The organism is Methylomonas rosea, from assembly GCF_024505055.1.
GTDB classification, from domain to species: domain Bacteria; phylum Pseudomonadota; class Gammaproteobacteria; order Methylococcales; family Methylomonadaceae; genus Methylomonas; species Methylomonas rosea.
Genome location: NZ_JANIBL010000033.1, coordinates 23,487 through 39,029, shown reverse-complemented (window position 1 = coordinate 39,029; position 15,543 = coordinate 23,487). Strand labels below are relative to the sequence as shown.

At 52.3% G+C, this 15,543-nt stretch carries 15 protein-coding genes; 7 read left to right on the top strand and 8 right to left on the bottom strand.

Going from position 1 to position 15,543, the window contains the following annotated elements; all coding sequences use genetic code 11:
* Window positions 1-12: 12 nt before the first annotated feature.
* From NP589_RS11825 to rpsT, 3 genes are all read right to left on the bottom strand, one after another.
* Window positions 13-417: an ankyrin repeat domain-containing protein gene (locus NP589_RS11825; RefSeq protein WP_256607175.1), complete on the bottom strand. Its 405-nt coding sequence runs from the start codon at window positions 415-417 to the stop codon at window positions 13-15.
* A 51-nt stretch (window positions 418-468) separates the two neighbouring features.
* A complete protein-coding gene (locus NP589_RS11820; RefSeq protein WP_256607174.1) occupies window positions 469-1,485 on the bottom strand; it encodes a Gfo/Idh/MocA family protein in 1,017 nt (338 codons plus the stop codon).
* A gap of 229 nt (window positions 1,486-1,714) precedes the next feature.
* Window positions 1,715-1,978 carry a 30S ribosomal protein S20 gene (rpsT, locus tag NP589_RS11815; protein WP_020483383.1) on the bottom strand — a complete coding sequence of 88 codons (264 nt, stop codon included), beginning with the start codon at window positions 1,976-1,978 and terminating at the stop codon, window positions 1,715-1,717.
* Between the two features lie 102 nt (window positions 1,979-2,080).
* Between rpsT and murJ the strand changes: the two genes are divergently transcribed.
* The 4 genes from murJ (at window position 2,081) to NP589_RS11795 (ending at window position 6,141) form a co-directional block, all read left to right on the top strand.
* Window positions 2,081-3,628: a murein biosynthesis integral membrane protein MurJ gene (murJ, locus tag NP589_RS11810; RefSeq protein ID WP_256607173.1), complete on the top strand. Its 1,548-nt coding sequence runs from the start codon at window positions 2,081-2,083 to the stop codon at window positions 3,626-3,628.
* An 85-nt stretch (window positions 3,629-3,713) separates the two neighbouring features.
* Window positions 3,714-4,541 carry a pyrroline-5-carboxylate reductase gene (proC, locus tag NP589_RS11805; protein WP_256607172.1) on the top strand — a complete coding sequence of 276 codons (828 nt, stop codon included), beginning with the start codon at window positions 3,714-3,716 and terminating at the stop codon, window positions 4,539-4,541.
* Window positions 4,541-5,116, top strand: coding sequence for a YggT family protein (locus NP589_RS11800; protein ID WP_256607171.1), 576 nt, complete (start codon window positions 4,541-4,543; stop codon window positions 5,114-5,116). Before proC ends, NP589_RS11800 begins: the two co-directional genes overlap by 1 nt.
* A 20-nt stretch (window positions 5,117-5,136) precedes the next feature.
* Window positions 5,137-6,141 carry a DUF4124 domain-containing protein gene (locus NP589_RS11795; protein ID WP_256607170.1) on the top strand — a complete coding sequence of 335 codons (1,005 nt, stop codon included), beginning with the start codon at window positions 5,137-5,139 and terminating at the stop codon, window positions 6,139-6,141.
* Here NP589_RS11795 and argB read toward each other — a convergent pair.
* From argB to coaBC, 4 genes are read right to left on the bottom strand one after another with little or no spacing between them, the layout of a single operon-like run.
* Window positions 6,124-7,017 carry an acetylglutamate kinase gene (gene argB / locus NP589_RS11790; protein ID WP_026603292.1) on the bottom strand — a complete coding sequence of 298 codons (894 nt, stop codon included), beginning with the start codon at window positions 7,015-7,017 and terminating at the stop codon, window positions 6,124-6,126. The two genes, NP589_RS11795 and argB, sit on opposite strands and share 18 nt — an antisense overlap.
* Window positions 7,018-7,029: 12 nt before the next feature.
* Window positions 7,030-9,567: a phosphomannomutase/phosphoglucomutase gene (locus NP589_RS11785; RefSeq protein WP_256607169.1), complete on the bottom strand. Its 2,538-nt coding sequence runs from the start codon at window positions 9,565-9,567 to the stop codon at window positions 7,030-7,032.
* 15 nt (window positions 9,568-9,582) lie between these two features.
* Window positions 9,583-10,038: a dUTP diphosphatase gene (gene dut / locus NP589_RS11780; RefSeq protein WP_020483391.1), complete on the bottom strand. Its 456-nt coding sequence runs from the start codon at window positions 10,036-10,038 to the stop codon at window positions 9,583-9,585.
* Complete coding sequence (gene coaBC / locus NP589_RS11775) at window positions 10,010-11,221, bottom strand: bifunctional phosphopantothenoylcysteine decarboxylase/phosphopantothenate--cysteine ligase CoaBC (RefSeq protein ID WP_256607168.1); 1,212 nt, start codon at window positions 11,219-11,221, stop codon at window positions 10,010-10,012. The genes dut and coaBC overlap by 29 nt, the downstream gene beginning before the upstream one ends.
* A gap of 285 nt (window positions 11,222-11,506) precedes the next feature.
* Between coaBC and NP589_RS11770 the strand changes: the two genes are divergently transcribed.
* From NP589_RS11770 to NP589_RS11760, 3 genes are all read left to right on the top strand, one after another.
* A complete protein-coding gene (locus NP589_RS11770; RefSeq protein ID WP_256607167.1) occupies window positions 11,507-12,394 on the top strand; it encodes an NF038132 family protein in 888 nt (295 codons plus the stop codon).
* 555 nt (window positions 12,395-12,949) lie between these two features.
* Window positions 12,950-13,807: a lytic transglycosylase domain-containing protein gene (locus NP589_RS11765; RefSeq protein WP_256607166.1), complete on the top strand. Its 858-nt coding sequence runs from the start codon at window positions 12,950-12,952 to the stop codon at window positions 13,805-13,807.
* A gap of 345 nt (window positions 13,808-14,152) precedes the next feature.
* Window positions 14,153-14,920 (top strand): diguanylate cyclase domain-containing protein, encoded by a 768-nt coding sequence (locus NP589_RS11760; protein WP_256607165.1) that lies wholly within the window; start codon window positions 14,153-14,155, stop codon window positions 14,918-14,920.
* 15 nt (window positions 14,921-14,935) lie between these two features.
* On the opposite strand, the gene ppa is transcribed toward NP589_RS11760, so the two are convergent.
* Window positions 14,936-15,481, bottom strand: a complete 546-nt coding sequence (ppa, locus tag NP589_RS11755) for an inorganic diphosphatase (protein ID WP_256607164.1) — start codon at window positions 15,479-15,481, stop codon at window positions 14,936-14,938.
* Window positions 15,482-15,543 lie beyond the last annotated feature (62 nt).

Genomic DNA, 15,543 nt, shown 5'->3' with positions numbered 1-15,543 from the left:
GGCTTCCTGCGACTACTCCTTCGCCCCGGCCTGAACCAAAATATCCTCGATTTCTTTGTGCCCTCGAGTTCGGGCAAACTGCAAAGCATTGGCTGTCGGCTTGGCGCCGTTAGCCAATAATAGCTTGACAATTTCCAACTGCCCTCTACCGGCGGCCAATCCCAGCGCAGCCGAACCTCCGGCATTCACATCCATACCGGCATCCAGAAACAGCTTTACAGCAAGCATATCGCCCGCACCCGCCGATGCTGCGAATTGCGTTTCTGTGTAGTCGATGGCCATTTGCTGCAATTCCTTCCTGGCGCTTGCAGAATCTGTAGCAAAGGCTACTTTGGCTTGAAATAGGCTTGACGCCGCTACTATTAAAGCGACCACTACACCTGAGCGGCACTTGTTAAGACACCGATTAAGGATCATATCCATCTCCGCGAGAAATAAGCTATGTCACCGGCCAGATACTCTACGAAATCAAATTTTGATCACCCGCCCCTCGGCGGCGGATTGCAGCGCGGCAACGATGGTCCGACAGTTGTCGCGGGCATCGTTGAACGATAATGCCGGATCTTTGCCGTTTAATACGCAATCGCTGAAATGTTCGACTTCCAAGCGAAAATGATTTGCGACTGGTAAGCGTTCTTCAGACTGCCGGCCGTCTTCGGTCCACCAGGAAATTACCGGCACATCCCCTGGCAACTGCCAGACGACGTGGCATTTGATTCCGCCTTGGGTACCAACGATTTCATATTCGCAACGTCTAGCGCGTTCGAAGCTGAAATCGAAATGCGCGAATTTTCCGTCGCCAAAATCCAGAATGCCGCTGGTCGTAATATCGGCACCGCTTTCGACATATTTAGATAACGCAGTGACGGTGCGTGGTGCTTGTTGAAAGAACATGCGTAACGAATGGATCGCATAGCAGCCGATATCCCACATCGCCCCTCCGCCGCGCGAAACATCCTCAGCCAAGCGATACATCCGGGCCGGACGCATCATGAATGAGTAGCTGGCGCGCACAGAACGGATTTCGCCTATTAAACCGGACCGGATCAATTCCAGCACACGGGCGTGCTGCGGATGGAAGTGGTACATAAAACCTTCCATCACGGTTACCCGGTAGCGGCGCGCGGCTGTTTCAATCGCGTCAATATCCTCTACCGTCAAGGCCATCGGCTTTTCGCACAGCACATGCTTACGGTGCTCAATGGCCCGTAAAGCCCATTCCGCATGCTCATGATTGGCCATCGGCAAGTAGATAGCCTGCACATCTTCGTCATTTAGCAATGCATCCAGATTATCGTAACTCTGTATTTCCGGATGGCAAGGAGCGTATTGAGCGAGGGTTTGCGCTGCGGCTCCGGGCCGGCGGCTGGCTATGCCGACCAGCTTTGCGTTGGACGCTTCAACTATCGCCGGCAACAGGCGCTCGTTGATACGGGCAGCACCGAGAATGCCCCAACGAAGTTTGGCTTGGTCTTGGTTATTCATGACAGTACCTTCTGGACTGATAAGCTGAGAGCTATCAGATTAGCAGCTTGTCCGCGCGCCGCAAGCAACTTAACTCAAAAAGTCATGAGAAAGCCAACAAGCTTTGATTAAGTAAAGACTGGGAACCAAAGTATCGGGTATCTGCGCAAGATAAAATCGCCTCGCATAAAAAAGGCCCAAGCAACATCTGTTGCATAGGCCTTGTTGATCTATCGACTTTGGGTCGAGATCAAGCCATCGCGCGCAATCTGTCGTTAAGTCTGCTTTTGCTGCGAGCGGCTTTGTTTTTGTGGATCAGGCCTTTGTTAACAGCCGAATCGATTACAGGAACAGCGGTTTTAAACGCGGCTTGAGCTTGCTCTTTATCGCCTGCTCTAACAGCGGCGATCACTTTTTTAACGAAAGTGCGTAAGTTGCTGCGCTGTCCGGCATTGCGAATACGGCTTTTCTCAGCCTGACGCGCTCTTTTTCTAGCTTGTGGTGAATTAGCCATAGTCTATCAGTTCTTTTGAGTTAATCTGGAACCGCGTATTATCATTTTGGATGCTATGATTGTCAAATTTTTAGTGCCTATAAACTCTATCTGAGGCCTGCAGTGAGCAAGCAGCTGTTTAAATCTACCGCAATCGTTAGCAGTATGACCATGGTTTCACGGATCATGGGTTTTGTACGAGACATGTTATTTGCCAACATTTTCGGCGTTAACGTGGCCACCGATGCCTTTTTCGTAGCGTTCAGAATTCCGAACTTCCTACGCCGCTTGTTCATGGAAGGCGCGTTCGCCCAAGCTTTTGTGCCGACGCTGACGGATTATAACGAAAAAGGCAGCCGCGAAGCATTGCAGCTGTTTATAGACCGGACTGCCGGCACTTTGACAGTCCTATTGATGCTAATTTCGCTGGCAGGCGTAATTGCCGCCCCGCTGCTGATCATGCTATTTGCACCGGGCTTTCTATGGGAAGGCGGCCAGTACGAACTGGCTGTACAAATGCTCCGCATCACCTTCCCCTATTTGTTCTTCGTTACGTTAGTAGCGTTCGCCGGCGCGATTTTGAACGCCCGCGGTAAATTTGCGATTCCGGCCCTGACCCCGGTATTTTTGAATATCTGCATGATAGGCGCAGCGATCTGGGTTTCGCCGTTAATGGCACAACCCATTATGGCGTTGGCGTGGGGAGTATTCGGCGCCGGGATGGTGCAATTGCTGTTTCAAATCCCCGCACTATTGCGCCTGGGTTTACTGCCGAGGCCGCGCTGGGGCTATCAAGACCCGGCAGTGCGGCGCATACTAAAACAGATGCTTCCGGCAATCTTTGGAGTCTCGGTGGTGCAAGTTAATTTGCTGTTTGGCACTTTGGTCGCCTCGTTTTTGACCTCCGGCAGCGTTTCCTGGCTGTATTACTCTGATCGGTTGGTGGAGTTTCCGCTCGGCATTTTGGGTGTGGCGCTTGCAACAGTCATTTTACCCAGATTATCCGAAAATCATGCTGCTGAGGATGCCATGGCCTTTTCCAAGGCGTTGGACTGGGGCCTGAAATTGGTATTATTGATAGGCTTGCCGGCCACTTTGGGTTTAACACTGTTGGCCGAACCCTTGCTATCGACGCTGTTTCAATATAACGAATTTGGCAGCGAAGATGTGCAGATGGCGGGCAAAAGCCTGATGGCTTACGCGCTGGGTTTATTGGCATTCATGCTAATCAAGATCTTGGTTCCAGGCTTCACCTCGCGCCAGGACACGCAAACGCCGATGCGTTTTGGCATGCATTCCATCGTCGCAAATATCTTGTTGAGTCTAGTTTTGGCATTTCCGTTCGCGCATGCCGGCATCGCCCTGGCAACCACTCTGTCGGCTTACCTAAACGCTCTACTTCTGTTGCTTAGGCTGCTAAAAACTCGAGTTTACCGCCCTAGCGAACAGTGGCTGTTATACATTCTGCGGATTGTGGCAGCCAACGCAATTATGTCGGCGTTCTTGTATTATTTTGTCGATGTCACGCTTTGGCTGGATTGGAGCGCCTCGCAACGCGGCCTGCACCTGGGAATGACAATCGGCTTGGCAATCTTGATTTACAGTTCGGCACTGGTATTGTTGGGCATCCGCCCTCGCCATATCGGCTTGCAAAAATCCGTAACGACTTGAGATTCTCTGCGGCGCCACCATTGTCATGTAGAATGCACCGCAAACAGCGGTTTCCGTAACGATTCAACATAATAATCAGTAAGCTATGAAAACAAAAACAATCGGTTTTATTGGTGGCGGCAACATGGCGACCAGTCTAATCAGCGGCTTGATTGCCAGCGGTCATTCACCGCAGCAGATCTGGGTGTCGGATACCGCGCCCGCCACTTTGCAGGCTCACGCCGATCAACTTCATGTTAATACTACCGCCAGTAATGAGACAGTCATTAACGAAGTCGAAGTGGTGGTGCTGGCAGTTAAACCGCAAATACTGCGTGACGTTGCTTTGCAAATAGCGCCCTGTCTGAAACAAAAAAATGTGCTGGTAGTATCGATTGCCGCCGGCATTTCCCAGCAAAGTCTATCCAAATGGCTGGGCAGCGAGGTCGCTATCGTGCGCTGTATGCCTAATACGCCCGCACTGGTGCAAACCGGCGCAACAGCATTGCACGCCAATGCGAATGTAGACGACGAACAAAAAGATCTAGCCGAAAATATTCTGCGCGCGGTCGGTTTGGCCTTGTGGGTAAACGACGAAAACCAACTCGACGCCGTGACCGCGGTATCGGGCAGCGGGCCGGCTTATTTTTTTCTGCTGATGGAAGCAATGGAAAAAGCCGCCCTGGAATTGGGCCTGGACGAACGCTCCGCTAGACTGCTGATTCAGCAAACAGCACTGGGCGCCGCCAAAATCGCACTGGAATCGTCCGAATCACCCGCCCAATTGCGCGCCAGAGTAACGTCGCCCGGCGGTACCACTCAACAAGCCATAGAAACGTTTGTCCAAAACGGCTTTGTCGAACTGGTTGCCAAAGCCTTACACGCCGCCAAAGACCGCTCGATTGAAATGTCAAAACAACTGGGAGCCGACTAATGGGCAGCAATTACATGACCGACCCAATAGTGTTCCTGATCGACACGCTGTTTTCGTTGTATATTTTGGCGGTGGCATTGCGCTTCTTGTTGCAATGGACCCAGGCCGATTTTTACAACCCGGTTTCGCAATTTCTGGTGAAAATCACCCATCCGCCATTGCGGATTTTGCGTCGCTTCATTCCTTCCATCGGTCGCATAGATAGCTCTTCCCTAGTGCTGGCGTTGTTGCTGCAAATAGTCGCTAACTTTTCGATACTGGCTATCAAAGGCTTATCGGTCAGTTTTGTGGCATTGACGCTATTGTCGTTTACCGACTTATTGAAAATGCTGATCGATATTTTCGTTTACGCCATTTTTGCCGGCGCCATCCTCAGCTGGTTCGCCCCCGGCAGTTATGGCTCCGCCTCGTCGATTTTGTACAGTTTGACCGATCCGCTGCTGAATGTGTGCCGCAAGGTGCTGCCCGACATGGGTGGAATAGACCTATCGCCGCTGGTGGCGCTGGTATTGTTGCAACTGACAAAAATGATGATTTTACCGCCCTTACATCAATTGGTTAGTCTGCTGGGCTAGGCGCCAGACCGGTATTGCCCATGCAACATGTCGCCTTTAAACGAACATCTTTTGTCGCTCTAGCATTGCTATTGGCAGTGGGCGAGCCCGCATATGCAAAAAAAATGTATCGTTGGGTGGATGAAAACGGCAATGTCTATTTCTCCGATCAAGTGCCGCCCGACCAGGTAAAGCACAAACGGGAAACATTAAGCGAGAAAGCCCGCGTGCTCGACGTGCTGGAAAAAGCCAAAACCGCCGAGCAAATTGCCCAGCAAAAGCGGCTGGACGCGCTACGTAAGGAACAGGAAAAGATCATTGCCAGGCAAAACGCCAACGACAAAGTGCTGTTAAGCACGTTTCGTAGCATTGAAGATATGAATAAGGCCTTGACCAATAAAATGGCGTCCTTCGATGCCGGGCAAAAAGTGATTGAAGGCAATATCGAGCGCATTCAACAGCAATTGCAGCAGCAACAGCAACAAGCCGCCAATCTTGAGCGTGGCGGCAGCAAGATCCCGCCGAAATTACTGACGGATATTGCCGCCAGCAAACAACAGATAGAAGCGGGCAAACAAGAACTTTTGCGTCACCAACAAGACAGACAAAACAGCGAAAAAGAATTCAAAGCCGACATAGCCCGCTTTCAATTCCTCACCCAAACCAACAGCAACGACGGAAAACCGGTCAACGGCGACAGCTTAGCGGCCAGCAACGCCAGCAACGAACTAGGTCTGTTTGTTTGTCAGGACGCCGGGCAATGCGAAAAAGCCTGGAAAATCGCCGGCGAGTTTGTCGCGACTCACTCCACTACCGGTCAAGACGTGGAAAGCGAGAAGCTGATCATGCGCGCGGCGCCACAGAAAGACGACGATTTAAGTCTGTCGGTATCGCTGCTCGAGCGTAACAACACATTTCAGATATTTCTGGACATCCGCTGCCGCCAATCCAGCATAGGCAACGAATTATGTTCAGGAGCAAAGGCTCAGAGTATTCGCCAAGCCTTTGCCCCCTTTATTCAATCCAGCTTAGCGGCGCAGCAATAAAGTACCAACGCCCTGATCGGTGAACAGCTCCAGCAACACCGCGTGCTCGACCCGGCCGTCTATAATATGCACACTAGTCACGCCGCCCTTCAACGCATCAGTACCGCAGCGGGTTTTCGGAATCATCCCCCCGGAAATCGTGCCGTCAGCGATCAGATTATCAATATCGGTTAAGGTCAGACCAGTCAGCAAATTGCCCTGTCTGTCCATAATGCCGGGGATATTGGTCAACAACATCAGTTTTTCGGCCTTTAACACTTCCGCAACCTTGCCGGCCACCAGATCTGCATTGATATTGTAGGAGTGCCCATCCTTACCCACGCCAATCGGCGCGATCACCGGAATAAAGTCGCTGTTACCCAACATCTCCACCACCGCCGGATCGATGCTGCTGACTTCGCCGACATGGCCCAGATCGATAATTTCCGGCGCATCTTCCAAGGTCGCACCGGCCTTGGTCATATTGATTTTACGGGCATGGATGAAATTGCCGTCCTTTCCGGTCAACCCAACCGCCTTGCCGCCCTGCATATTGATCATATTGACGATTTCTTTATTCACCAGACCGCCCAGCACCATTTCCACCACATCCATGGTTTCGCTGTCGGTAACGCGCATACCGTCGATAAACTCAGAGGTTTTACCCAAGCGTTTTAACAAATCGCCAATTTGCGGACCGCCGCCGTGCACGACGATGGGGTTAATTCCCACCAGCTTCATCAAGACGATGTCGCGGGCGAAACTGTGTTTCAACGCATCGTCGACCATCGCATTGCCGCCGAATTTAATCACAACTGTTTTGCCCTTGAATTTCTGAATATACGGCAAGGCTTCGATAAGAACGTGGGCAATCTGGTGCGCGTTTTTTTCTTTCATGATCGCTAACAATTAAAAAGGTAGTTTGATGTCGGGTTTGATTTGCAGCATCAGCTGCCTGAATTGAGCTTGAATACGTTGCATCGCTTCCTGGCTATCCGCTTCGAAACGCACGGTTAGAACCGGCGTGGTGTTGGAGGCTCTGACCAGGCCCCAGCCGTCGGCAAATTCCACGCGCATACCGTCGATATTGATGATCTTGCCGTCTTTAAACTTGGCCTGGCTGAATAACTGCTCCATAAAGCGGACGCCTTCGCCCTCGGCCATCGGTACATGCAGTTCCGGCGTATTGATACTGTCCGGCAAATCGGCAAAGACATCGCTACTACTGCGCATATCGCCGGACAAAATTTCGATCAACCGCGCAGCGGCGTATAAGGCATCGTCAAAACCGAACCAACGGTCGTTAAAGAAAATATGCCCGCTCATTTCGCCGGCCAGTGCCGCCGCGGTTTCCTTGAGCTTGGCTTTCATCAGCGAATGGCCGCTTTTCCACATCAACGGCCGCCCGCCGCGTTTAACGATTTGATCGTGCAAATGCCGGGAGCATTTCACATCGTAAATAATTTCGGCTCCCGGTTTATTCGCCAGCACATCGCGGGCATACAGCATCATTTGCCGATCCGGCCAAATAATTTTGCCGCCGGAATCGACCACGCCGATTCTGTCGCCGTCGCCATCAAAGGCAACGCCAATATCCGCCTCGTAATGCTGCACGGCCTTAATCAGATCGGCCAGATTTTCCGGCTTGCTGGGATCGGGATGATGATTGGGAAAATTGCCGTCAATCTCGCAATACAACTCAATCACTTCACAACCCATGGTGCGCAACAGAATGGGTGCCAATTGACCAGCCGCGCCGTTGCCGCAATCGACGGCCACTTTCATCGGTCTTACCAAATGCACATCATCAGAAATCATGCCGATATATTCGTTACTGAATAGGCTATTCAGCTCGATGGAGCCGGGCGCACCGTCGCTGAAATCGCCGGCTTCGATACGTTTTTTCAGTTGTTGAATCTTGTCTCCGGATAAGGTTTCGCCGTTCAAAACCAGTTTAAGGCCATTATAATCGGCAGGATTGTGGCTACCGGTAATCATCACGCCACTGCGGCCTTCGCTGTGCTGCGTGACAAAATACAGCAGCGGCGTCGGTACGACCCCAATGTTAAGCACATCACAACCGGCCTCGGTAATGCCTTTTGCCAAGGCATCCGACAAACCCGGACTGGAGAGCCGGCCGTCCCTGCCCATGACGATAGTCTTGATATTCAGCTGCCTGGCCTCGCTACCTAAAGCCCGGCCGATATTTCGCACAGTTTCCGACGTCAAACCGCGCCCAACAATGCCGCGAATATCGTAAGTACGGAAAATATCGGCAAAAGACTCACCCGCCGTCGGAGCGACTGTGGGCATCGCTACGGGTGCCGACTTCTCGGCGGGAGCCGCCGCACTAAGCGGCGCCTGCTCGGCCATGCTGATAGGCGCCGTACCGAGGCTCACCGGCACGCTGGCATATTGTTCGGCTGTTTTGGGCGAGTCTTCGATAAAATCGATATCGAAGGACTCGTCGAAAAAGTCATATTCACCCAATTCGTCAGGTGCTTTACTCGGGCTTTTTTCTTGTTCCAGGATGCGTTTGAACTGCGCCAAGGTAGAAATGATCGGCCGCATTTCATCGAGCTGCACCGGATAGTGACCAACCTGCTTGCCGGTCATCATGTCCTTGGCGGCCTTTAAAATACTGCTTTGATCGTGATGCAGATAATCGGCCAATTTACGATACCCGACAAAAAACGCCAAACAACCCAACAAGGCGGGAATCAAGATAATGCAGGAAAATAAAATGATGTCGCCGGCACTGGTGCCGCCACCTATGGAAAGCTCCAACGACCAGCGGCTGTTCGTCAGCGGCATCACTTGCGGCTCGTCGCTCTTCAACTCCGGTATGCCGACACTGGCCAATACCGCCTGCTCTTGTTTGATCTCCACATAGCCATTGCCGACGGTAGTCTTGGTGATCAACTGCTGCAACAAATCCGGCTTCAAACTAACCAAAATCACGCCAATTACCTGCTGATTTTGACTAACCGCAGCCGTCATCGCCAAATGCCGATGCTCGCCCTCGCCTTGCACGAAGGGCTTTTGCTTGGCCGTCAGCGTGGCGCGCACCATCTCCAAATCGGCAAAGCCCATATTCGGCACCTGATTAAGATCCGGCTCGCTGACTGTCGCCGACAGCAAGCGCACGCGCATCGCTTGCGGAATCGTGTTCTGTAACCTGGTAGTGACGTTATCAAGCGCCGCTTGATTTTGACTATCGTTGGCGACTACTGCCACCACATCCGGCGCCTGCGCCAGACCATCGATGACCCGCTGTAACGTCTCGATCTGACTGACGATGCTAACCGTCATACCGCTGGCAATCGCTGTGGTACTGGTTTGTTGGGTTTCCCTAACCTGGGCCGCCGAAAACCAATAGGCGCCGCCGCCGGCCAATAACACCATCAGCGCCGCGATGCCGGCAACTATGCTAAATATGCGTCCCATCCGTCGCGGCTCCGCTTAGTGCCGGCCGCTATGTCCAAAACCGCCGCTGCCGCGATGGCTTTCGTCGAACTCGGCCACACACTCAAACTCAGCCTGCACCACCGGCACAAACACCATTTGTGCGATACGCTCACCTATCTCGACGGTAAACGCGCTATTGCCGCGATTCCAGCAGGAGATAAAAATCTGTCCCTGGTAATCCGAATCGATCAAACCCACCAAATTACCCAGCACGATGCCGTGCTTATGCCCCAGTCCCGAGCGCGGCAGCAATACCGCCGCCAAATGCGGATCGTCGATATGAATAGCCAGACCGGTGGGTATCAAGGCCGTTTCGCCTGGCTGCAAGGTCAAGGCTTGATCCAGGCAGGCTCGCAAATCCAGTCCCGCCGAACCGTGCGTGGCGTAGGCGGGCAAAGCAATCTCCTGGCCCAACCGCGGATCAAGAATTTTTAACTGGATTTTTTTCATGCAATTTCTCGGCTATCAGTTTAAGCAGCTGTGCGGCTAAAGTATGTTTATCGGTCATCGGCAGGATTTGTTGGCCACCCGGCCAAAATACTTGCAAGGCGTTGCGATCACTCTCGAAACCGCCTTCAGCCTGCCCCACCCAATTCGCGGCGATCAGGTCCAGGTTTTTGGTTTGCAGCTTGTTTTTAGCGTAATTTTCCAGATCGTCGGTTTCAGCGGCAAATCCTACTACCAAGGGTTTTGGTTGCAAACCAGCCACTGCGGCGATGATATCCGGATTTTTTACCAAGGCTATATTGCTGGTGTCACTACCCTTTTTTATCTTGCACTCAGCCAGCTGTTGCGGCCGGTAATCCGCTACCGCCGCAGCGCCAATATAAATATCCGCCGTCGGGCAATGTGTCATCACCGCATCATACATTTGCAGGGCGGTTTCCACCGGAATAAGTTTGGCTCCGGCCTGCACTGCTAAGTTCACCGGACCACTTATCAGTGTCACGTTGGCGCCGGCTGACAGGGCTGCGTCTGCCAAGGCATACCCCATTTTGCCGGAGCTTCGGTTAGTGATGTAACGCACCGGATCAAGCGGCTCACGCGTCGGTCCGGCACTGATGACTATATTAAGGCCTGACAGAAAGCCGGGAGGTTCAGGCCCCAGCACTTGCCGACCAATATCGGCCGGCTCCACCATACGTCCCAAACCTTGCTCGCCACAAGCCTGCTCACCGGCCGCAGGGCCGATAAAATGCACGCCGTGGCTTTGCAATCTGGCAATATTCTCTTGAGTTACAGATTTAGCCCACATCGCCTGATTCATCGCCGGCGCAACGAATACCGGGCATTCGGCCGCAAGGTATAATGTGGATAACAAATCATCCGCCAAACCGTGGGCCATTTTCGCCAGCATATCAGCGGTCGCCGGCGCAATCAGCAACAGGTCCGCCCAGCGCGCCAAATGGATATGACTCATAGCCTGTTCCTGCTCGACATCCAGCAAATCGCTATGCACAGCATGGCCGCTCAGGGCCTGAAACGTCAGTGGTGTGACAAACTGGCGGGCGGCGGCGGTCATCACCACGCGAACTTCGTGGCCTTGCTTCCGCAACAAGCGCACCAGCTCCGCCGCTTTGTAAGCCGCGATACCGCCGCAAACCCCCAACAAAATTCGCTTGTTAATGTTCATGCCCCAAAAAGATCAGTTCTTGGAATTATGGCAAACTCGACCTTTGATGTATAGGAACAGCTTATTTTGCAATCAGTCTGTACGACCAAGGCTTGAACCGCAGATTTTGCAGTTGCCTGACTTATAACCGCCCCCCAAATTGAACCATTGAGCTATCACACGGAATATACCCCAGAATAAGTTTCGCCGAATGAACGAGGTAAGCAGCACTACCTAATGGGATTGCAGCGGCTTATTCAACAAAACCCTGATGACTTATACAGCCACACCTAAAAAGGTAGAACCATGAAAAATACGCGCATTCCCCTGATCGCCCTCAGTTTGAGCGGCGCGCTTGTGATACCTGCGGCACAAGCTTCCAATATTTCCGTCAGCAGTAACACCTGGGCTGCAAGCGGCGCGGCCGGACTTATTTACGGGGACAGCACGGTCAATAACTCGCAAACTGGAAACGCTCAGTTCGGTTACGTGTCGACCTCTGGCGGCGTCTATGGTGTTTCTCCCCTAGTACTGAGGGATGAAGGCCGCGGCACCGAGAACCAAACTAATGGCTCGAAAATTCAATCGAACGCCTTCAACGCCAGCGCTAATGACACGCTTACTCTGCACTTCAATTACATGTCAACCGATGGCCGCGGCTACGACGACTATGCCTGGGCACGCTTGGTCAATGCGGATACTAACAACACTGCCGCCTGGTTGTTTACGGCGCGCAGCACCAATTCCGCTAACGGGAATGTCGTGCCGGGTAATGTGTTGAACCGTCAGGTAGATAACACCTTACCGGATGAACTCGACGCCGTATTGAATGGCGGCAACACGGTTGGCTTTGATGTGGCCGGCACAAACTGGATTCCGCTGGGTAGCTCAAGCGGCATTTGCTGGGATAATGCGAACACCTGTGGTCCGACCGGCTGGATTAAGTCTGCGTACTCGTTCACTGCCTCGGGATCGTATTTTCTTGAGTTTGGGGTGATCAACTGGGGTGACGAAGCGTTTGATACTGCACTTGCTTTTGATTTCGGCGGACTACAGCAAGTGAATTTCAGCGGTGTCACACTAGTTCCGCCACCAGCCACTGTCCCTTTGCCTGGCGGCTTCCTGCTGATGTCTGTGGGCGTTGGCTTGATGAGCGCAATGTCTCGCAGAGATAAATTTGCCGGCCAATCCTGAAATAATCAGCGGCAAGTCATCCTGAATACAAATTAAGTTTGCATTTGGGTTGACCCTCCGTTTTAAATCCGGAATAGGTGACTTGGATACTGATAGAGGAGTATTTGAACAAGCTATGGTCCTACATGGGGACGGTCTTGCTTGCTTTCTGAGATTCGAAATCCGGGGGCTAAACCACACGCCGCGCCTAAAAATCGGCCACAACTCCCTCAAAAACAACAGTTTAAATCGCCGCACAATCAACCCTGTGATATATTCGCGCCACGCTCACCTGCCCATATGGGCAATATAGCCTCAGCAAAACAGAGGGTATAGTGCGGACAACCTTGAAGCAGTTCCGGTAAAGCTAACACCCTCAGCGGCCCCGGAACTATTTCAAGGTTTGCCAGCATCCCGCGGGATGCAATTAAGCGCAATTGCACGGAAACTCGGCCATATGGGCGATCAAGCACTTGCAATGTATACGGTAGCTGGAAGCTTGGAGGATAGACTGTTTAATCCTTTTCCGGCCGGGTTTAGAAGAACCTAGTCTCAGCAATACAGAACGAGAATTTTATGAACTTGAAACGCCAATCGCTAATTGCCCTGTGCTTGGGCTTTGCCGCCCAAATCGGTAATGCTCAGGACTTAGCGCCGGTTAATCTGGAACAAATCCGCAAGACTGCTGCCGATTTCGAACATGGCCGCACCGTCAAGCAAGATTACCGGCAAGCTTTTGATATGTACTGCAAGGCCGCGCTGCAAGGCGATGCCGAATCGGCTTACAGCATCGGCTTTATGTACTTCAATGGCCGCGGCGTGACTCGTAGCATTCCGCTGGCCAGCCACTGGTTTAAACAAGCCGCAGAACACGGCGACGCGCATGCACAGCAAATGCTGACCCGTTTTGGCGATGTCACCCCTAGTGACGACCCAGCCTGTCAACCTCCGGCGCCGGAACCCGAAGTTAAACTGGTTGCCGACCCCAACCCTAACCGCCAACTGGTAGAAGCCTGGGTAAAAGAGATTGCACCGATTTACAGCATCGACCCGCAACTGATCATGGCGGTGATTCAAGCCGAATCCGCTTTCAACCCCAGCGCACTGTCCGGCAAAAATGCCCAAGGCCTGATGCAGCTGATACCGGCAACCGCCGAACGTTTCGGGGTAAAAGACAGCTGGAATCCGATTCAAAACATCAAAGGCGGCACCGCCTATCTGCATTGGCTATTAAGGCATTTCGAAGGCAAAGTCGATTTGGTACTGGCTGCCTATAATGCCGGCGAAGGTGCGGTGGAGCGCTATCAAGGCATCCCGCCGTATCAGGAAACTCGCAATTACGTGAAGCAAATTCTGGCTGCGTATCAAAAACCAACCCATCCGGTACCGCCGCAAGAACTGCAAAAAAATCTGGTTATCGAACAGAAAACCTAAATTATCGCCAATCCTCCTACGCTACCCCAGCCTAGGAATACGGTATTTCGTAATATTGACGAAATACCGTACGCACTTAGCCTCAAGACCTCGCATTATCCAGCTCCTCTCCCGTCTTTTTATTTCCCATAAACTCCCTCAACAACAGTCAGTTACCTAGCAATACTGTCAAGATCAAAAATCCTGGCATAAGAATTGATCCTATTAAGCCAACAAACCTCAGTTAACGAGCTTTCCGGCCTCTCAATTCATACAGGTTATTGTCATGAAAGTTGATAATTCGATCTTATTCATCGCGGCGTTGACCGCCATCAATTCAGTCGCTGTTCTATTGGAGCTACTGTGATGACTAACCCGATCAGACAGCAATCCCAGAGCCCAAGCCTTATCTCATCGGTTGTCGCCCAACGCTGGCTTAGCCAAACTCTTGAATGCGAAAGCAACAACGAATGTTGCCAATTGAATCAATCCCGTGCCGAGATTGCCGCATTGGAACGCGCCCTAACAATTAGCCAACAACAGCTCGCCAATGCCCAACGGCAAATCGAAGCGCTTACTAACACACGCAAAACCTTGGAACAGCAACTGCTGGAAAGTGACGAGAATTACAGACAAGCCCTGCATTGCGCGCATCACGACGAGTTAACCGGCCTCCCCAATCGCGTTTTGTTGCTAGATAGACTGCAACAAGCCTTGGCCCAAGCGGATCGCCAACAACGGCCGGTCGCACTGTTGTTTATCGATCTGGACGAATTCAAAAGCATCAACGACGAACTCGGCCACGCGGCCGGCGACCGATTACTGAAAGAAGTGGCGGGACGTTTGTCGACTTGTCTTCGCTGTGGCGACACCGCTTGCCGCTACGGCGGTGACGAATTTTTGGTGCTGCTGGGCGAAATTGATGCCGACCGCAGCGTGGCAGCGGTGATAGAAAAAATCCAGTCGCAACTAGCCGAGTCTTGCAGCATCAATGGCAAATCGGTTGCTATCAGCGCCAGCATCGGCGCAGCTATTTACCACCACGACGGCCAAAGCAGTATTGACTTGCTAAACCGAGCCGATAGTGCGATGTACCGCGCGAAAAAACTGAAACTCCCCCAAGCAATCGGCTAACGTCAGAAAACCGGATCAGCGGCGACTGCTATGCGACGTTTTATAGCGGCCGACGCTAGCCAGAATTTCCTGCCGCGCATCATCAATCCCACCCCAACCTTCCACGCAGACCCATTTCCCTTCTTCCAGGTCTTTATAGTGTTGGAAAAAATGGGTGATCTTGGCCAGCTTGTCCGGCTGCAAATCTTTGTAATCGGTGACGTGATTGTAGAACGGCGTCAAGCGCGGTACCGGCACCGCCAGCAGTTTCGGATCAGGGCCGGCTTCGTCTATCATTTTCAACACGCCAACCGGCCGGCAATTGATCACGCAACCGCTGAGCAACGGCGCGGGGGTGATGATCATCACATCCACCGGATCGCCATCCTCGGACAGGGTTTGCGGGATGTAACCATAATTGCAGGGATATTGCATCGCGGTGCCCATGAACCGGTCCACGGTCAAGGCCCCGGTATGTTTGTCCACTTCGTATTTGACCGGATCACTAAAGGCCGGGATTTCCACCACTACATTTATTTCAAAAGGAATATTGCCGCCGGCGGCGACTTGCATGAATGACATCGAATCCTCTTTGAGTAAGCTGGAAACGCTGTCATTATAGCCGCCGTTATTGGGCTATCGGG